Source organism: Neobacillus drentensis, from assembly GCF_036966985.1.
Classification (GTDB): domain Bacteria; phylum Bacillota; class Bacilli; order Bacillales; family Cytobacillaceae; genus Neobacillus; species Neobacillus drentensis_E.
In genome coordinates this window covers 1-5,703 of record NZ_JBALSN010000689.1, presented here as the reverse complement: position 1 = coordinate 5,703, position 5,703 = coordinate 1, and the positions used below count along the sequence as shown (strand labels likewise).

The window sequence follows — 5,703 nt, the reverse complement described above, 5'->3', positions numbered from 1 at the left end:
GATAATATGCTGGACGGCCTTTTCCATATCGGCATCTGGCATTACGATATGATGATTTTTAGCACCAGAGAGTGCTTGAACTCTCTTACCTTCCGCAGCAGCACGTTGGTAAACATACTTGGCAACTGGCTGTGAGCCTACAAATGAAATTGCCGCAATATCCTTATGCTCGAGTAAGCCATTAACGACATCATGGGCACCGTGGACCACATTTAACACCCCGTTTGGTGCTCCAGCTTCTGCAAACAACTCTGCTAAACGATTGGCTAATATTGGCGTACGTTCTGATGGTTTGAGTACAAATGTGTTGCCACAAGCAATCGCAAGTGGGAACATCCAAAGCGGGACCATCATTGGGAAGTTGAACGGTGTGATCCCGCCGACAACTCCTACAGGATAACGGAACATTTCTGAATCAATATCCTCGGCAATTCCGGATAACGATTCCCCCATCATTAATGTTGGCGCACCAGAAGCAAATTCAACACACTCGATTCCGCGCTGAACTTCCCCGTATGCTTCTTTGTATGCCTTACCATTTTCTAAAACAATTAATCTTGCCAATTCTTCATGGTTTTCCGTTAACAAATGATGATACTTAAAAAGAATTCTTGCTCTTTTTGGGACAGGAACGATTTTCCACTCTTTTAACGCCGCTTTTGCTGCTGTAACAGCAAGATTTACATCCTCTTTCGTTGACACAGGAACCTTGGTTAACACCTCATTCGTTGCCGGGTTTGGGACGTCCAAGGTTTGTAGAGTATTCGAGTTCACCCATTCACCATTAATAAAATTCTTTAGTACCGTCGTTTCCTTTCTTGTTACAGTCATATATATTAACCTCCTAATTTTATCTATTTTTTAAAATTTTCTAATAATACACACCTTATAAACTCATTATCTCGTATCTAATGCACGCTATCATTAGACAATCAATATAATGAGGCGGGGTATTTCTTTGACGGTATGAGCAACTATCAACCCTTATTCCAGTTTTCGATATTTATTAATGCTTAAAGCAGAATGGGATGATGCTAAATAATCTTGTACTAGGAGCATAAATTCGATGGCCACTCGTTTTTCATGTTCCATAAAGTCTTCACCGAGAATGCTTTCAAGCTTTTGCAAGCGATGATACAACGTTTGCCTAACGATATAAAGCTTGCTCGCTGCCTCTTGTTTTGATCCATTGCATTCTAAATAAACCTTTAACGTCTCCAACAACTTGCCATTATATTTCTGATCATAATGAATCACTGGCTGTAAATACTCTGCAGCAAACTCTTGCAGATTGATATGTTTACTCATTTGTGATATCAGCCGATATAAATGCAAATCTTCATAAAAATAATAGTCAGCTTTATTGGACATTTTTTGCTGGATTCGCTGTGTTTCTTTTGCTGTTTGATAACTTTTATGTACTTCATTTATATTCCCGCTAATACTTCCAGCAGCAATCATTATTTTCACTGAACATTGTTTTCTAATAAACTCTGATTCAAGGATGGATTCGATTGCTGTTTTCATTCGTTCCTTTACATTCTTTTTTGCCCGGTTATTTACAAGAATGAACGTTATTTCATTTCTTTTTTCTACAGAAAACACCGTGAAACCATTCTGTTCAAGAACCGAACGGAATAATAGTTTTAAATACGTTACATCTTGTGTGATTTTCTCTTTGAGGGGAATAAGCTTCGTGATTAAGACTGCGACTTCATTGGTTTTTGGTTTGACCCGATTCTGCGCAAAATATTCACTAATACTTTCGGGGGAATGCTCACCTTCAAGCCAGCCATACAACCACTCAAACTCCTCGACACGCTTTTTTTCTTCGAAATACATATCCCGTAGTAAATGCTGGGCTAGCGCAGTAGCAGTCCGATCTAAAATCAATACATCGTATTCACGGATTGGAAGATTTTTAGAATAGATGAATAACTCCGCACATTCTTGCCCAAATAGGAAAATAGGTTGGGAGGCAATATTTTCACATGGGTTTATTTTAAAGGCTTTGAGCTGGTGAATGATTGTTTTTTGTTCGAGTAGATGGATATCTGGAACAAACTCATAGTTCTGGTTTTTTAAACGGAAAATAATTTGTAAATCCAGAGAAGAAAACATACATTTTAGTATATCTTCATAACTTTCAATCGTTAATAGTCGTTTATTCAGACTTTGGGAGTAATTTTCTAAATCAGATATCATCTGGTACTGCTGGTTAATAATCATCGAGTGAATATCTTGAGTGATTTGAACAAACGGAACTTCTTTCGAAAAAACAATGATGGGGAATTGATGCTCATTAGCAACTTCTAAGACTTCCACAGGGATCTCTGTCAAGTATGTTCCCATTTCAATACATAAGCCTGCAGCCTGGTTATCAAGAAATTCTTTTACCATTGAAACAAATAATTCCGTATTCCCCCTCCATGCAACCCCTGTTGAAAGAATAAGCTCATTTCCGTTAAGAAGATTACGAATACTCGTGACCTCGACAACATGAACCCATTTGACAAATCGATGAATACCTTTTTCTCCTGCAATAACGTGTGCATGTTCAAAATTCTTTCGCTTTAAGATATCTGCCACTGTTAAATGGAAATGGTCTTTGATCATTTGGCTCTCCTTGGAAAAAAATGAACAGAAGCATTAATTGAAAGGATTGGCCTTGCAACCAATCCTTTCGTTTATTACTAATGGATGATCGGGAAGTATACCTTTATTTTATTTAGCATGGACTCAAATTCATCACGATCAAGAAAATCTTCAGATTGCCAATTTTCGATAATCCATGCCACCAATTCTTTTGCAGAGTTAAAGTACTCTCCACTCGAATCTGATTTTCGGATCGTATAACGGCCATTATCTTCATCAATTGTGACTTCACAAGGATAGGCATTGTCTTTGGATTTTAAATAAAATTCCATCCTTCCCACCCCTTTTTTACTTTTTCCTAACATCGTCTAGCTGGTGTGTTTTTGCTTTAATAGTAGACTAGTAAAATACTTACGGGCATTTGCTGTTCCAATCTTCAGTATTTCGGTTACATTTCCATTTGGGTGGACAAATTCAACAGTTGCCCCGTTTAGATGTTCATTTACACCGTTGATCTGATACCCCTTTTGGATAAGAAAATCAATTTTGTCTCTTTCATCTAAAAATTGCTGATAATCTGACATCCAATCGCCCCCTTTAATTCAGATATCTTTATAAATTATTGGATTGATAGTGTTTCGTTTTGGTTTACAAGCGCATTTTTATTATATTTTGCACGCTTTAAATATTGGCCGGAACCTGGCTTACCAACAAACTGCTTGTCACGAACGACAAATTCCCCACGGGACAACACAGAAACTGGCTCCCCAGTGATCTTCATTCCTTCAAATGCATTATAATCCACAGCCATATGGTGGGTTTCAGCCGAAATGACACGTTCGATATTCGGATTAAAGATCACAAGGTCTGCATCTGCACCAACAGCGATTGTCCCTTTTTTCGGGAATAGACCAAATAGCTTTGCGCTCCTTGTTGAGGTAATATCAACAAATTGATTTAAACTAATCCGGCCTTTCTTCACCCCTTCAGAGAATAAAACCGACAAACGATCCTCAATAATTGGGCCGCCATTCGGAATTTTAGTAAAATCATCCCTTCCTAAATCCTTCTGCCCTTTAAAATCAAAGGAGCACTGATCGGAGCCGATGGTTTGCAGTTGGCCGCTCTTTAAAGCATTCCATAAAACATCTTGATTCCACTTTTCTCGAAGCGGCGGTGACCATACATATTTTGCTCCTTCGAAATTTGGTTTCTCTAAATAGCTTTGGTCAAGAACTAAATATTGCGGGCACGTTTCCCCCCAGACATCAAAACCCTTACTGCGTGCTTTAGCAATTTGTTCTACTGCATCCGCACAGGAGACATGGACCACATATAACTGTGAATTAGCAAGCCCTGTGAAATTTGCTGCACGTCCAGTCGCTTCTCCCTCTAATTCTGGAGGTCTTGTTAATGCATGGTAAATAGGAGCTGTATTCCCTTCGTCGAGGGCTTTCTTCGTTAAGTAATCAATGACATCGCCGTTTTCTGCATGAACCATCACCAAGGCACCATGTTCTTTTGCGGAAATTAAGGTCTTAAACAATGTTTCATCATCCGCTTGAAATACATTTTTGTATGCCATAAATACCTTAAAGGAGGTAATGCCTTCTTCATTAATTACTTGTGGAAGTTCACCCAGGACATCTTCATTGATTTCTGAGATCATTAAATGGAACCCATAATCAATGACCGCTTTCTCTTTCGATTTATCATGCCATGTTTGAATAGAATTTTTCAGGGGCTCTCCCTTGTTGGTTAAGCAAAAATCAATAACCGTTGTCGTACCACCGAAGGCAGCCGCAATCGTGCCTGATTCAAAATCATCCTTTGTTACCGTTCCACCAAAAGGCATGTCGAGGTGAGTGTGTGGATCAATCCCTCCCGGAAAAACAAAACAGCCTTTTGCGTCGACGACTTCCGCACCGATCGCTGATAAATTTGAGCCTATTTGTGTGATTTTACCATCCTCAATTAATATTTCTCCTTGATACGTGTCAGCGGCAGTAACAATCGTGCCATTTTTGATTATTTTTTTCATTAAATTCCCTCCTTGGTATCATTTACTTCGTAATATCCGCTTTACATTCAACCACACCGCTTAAGGCAGCTTGACGTTCATTCCAGGTCATTGGGGCTAATTCCCTCGTGGCTTCCATCATGTCAATGGCTCCATCGACTGGACAAACAATCGAGCATAAGTTACAGCCGACGCAATCTTCTTCACGCACCTTGAGGTAGCTCTTCCCATTTACGTCCGTCAACATATCGATACATTGATGTGAGGTATCCTCGCAGGCAATATGACACTTGTTGCAATTAATGCAAACATCCGTATTGATTTTTGCAACGATATTGTAATTTAAATCCAAATTACCCCAATCTGAGTATCTAGGAACAGATTTCCCGATAATTTCAGATACCGAAGCAATTCCTTTGCTATCGAGGTAATTGCTAAGACCTTCAATCATGTCCTCGACAATGCGGAAACCATGGTGCATAGCAGCTGTACAAACTTGAACACCTGTTGCACCCATCAACATAAATTCAACGGTATCCTTCCAGTTGGAAATCCCGCCAATCCCTGAAATTGGGACATTAATACGTGGATGTCTTGCGCATTCTGCGACCATATTTAAGGCAATCGGCTTTACTGCAGGTCCACAATATCCGCCGTGTGCTCCTTTTCCGGCCACATGGGGAATGGTATTCCATGAATCGAGGTCGACCCCCATCAAGCTATTAATCGTATTGATCATGGAAATCGCATCAGCACCACCATTGCAGGCAGCTTCAGCCGTCGCGGTTATATCGGTAATATTTGGTGTTAATTTTACAATAACAGGTGTTTTAGCTACTTCCTTCACCCAATAGGTCTGCCGTTCAACCAGGGCTGGTACCTGACCGGAAGCAGAACCCATGCCACGCTCAGCCATCCCGTGGGGACATCCAAAATTTAACTCAAGTCCATCCACCCCGACATCCTCAACACGTTTAACAATTTCATGCCACTTTTCTTGCTTCGGTTCCACCATGAGCGAAGCAATGATGGCATGGTTTGGAAAACGCTTCTTAGTTTCATAGATTTCCTTTAAATTAACATCTAAT

Annotated in this window: 6 protein-coding genes; all 6 read right to left on the bottom strand. The window is 39.9% G+C overall.

What is annotated here, in order from left to right; translation table 11 throughout:
* On the bottom strand, nucleotides 1-831 hold an 831-nt coding region (locus V7659_RS30555; RefSeq protein ID WP_335543768.1), incomplete at its 3' end, for an aldehyde dehydrogenase family protein.
* A 153-nt stretch (nucleotides 832-984) separates the two neighbouring features.
* Entirely contained in the window at nucleotides 985-2,616 is a 1,632-nt protein-coding gene (locus V7659_RS30550) for a PucR family transcriptional regulator (RefSeq protein WP_335543767.1), read from the bottom strand.
* A gap of 77 nt (nucleotides 2,617-2,693) precedes the next feature.
* Nucleotides 2,694-2,927, bottom strand: a complete 234-nt coding sequence (locus tag V7659_RS30545) for a hypothetical protein (RefSeq protein ID WP_335543766.1) — start codon at nucleotides 2,925-2,927, stop codon at nucleotides 2,694-2,696.
* A gap of 36 nt (nucleotides 2,928-2,963) precedes the next feature.
* Complete coding sequence (locus V7659_RS30540) at nucleotides 2,964-3,179, bottom strand: hypothetical protein (protein WP_335543765.1); 216 nt, start codon at nucleotides 3,177-3,179, stop codon at nucleotides 2,964-2,966.
* A gap of 35 nt (nucleotides 3,180-3,214) precedes the next feature.
* Nucleotides 3,215-4,636, bottom strand: a complete 1,422-nt coding sequence (gene hydA / locus V7659_RS30535) for a dihydropyrimidinase (RefSeq protein WP_335543764.1) — start codon at nucleotides 4,634-4,636, stop codon at nucleotides 3,215-3,217.
* A 22-nt stretch (nucleotides 4,637-4,658) separates the two neighbouring features.
* Nucleotides 4,659-5,703 (bottom strand): NAD-dependent dihydropyrimidine dehydrogenase subunit PreA (preA, locus tag V7659_RS30530; RefSeq protein WP_335543763.1); only part of this gene is annotated, 1,045 nt, incomplete at its 5' end.

Coding starts and splice junctions, on each gene's coding strand:
- V7659_RS30550 (WP_335543767.1), bottom strand. CDS start 2,616: ATGATCAAAGACCATTTCCATTTAACAGTGGCAGATATCTTAAAGCGA.
- V7659_RS30545 (WP_335543766.1), bottom strand. CDS start 2,927: ATGGAATTTTATTTAAAATCCAAAGACAATGCCTATCCTTGTGAAGTC.
- V7659_RS30540 (WP_335543765.1), bottom strand. CDS start 3,179: ATGTCAGATTATCAGCAATTTTTAGATGAAAGAGACAAAATTGATTTT.
- hydA (WP_335543764.1), bottom strand. CDS start 4,636: ATGAAAAAAATAATCAAAAATGGCACGATTGTTACTGCCGCTGACACG.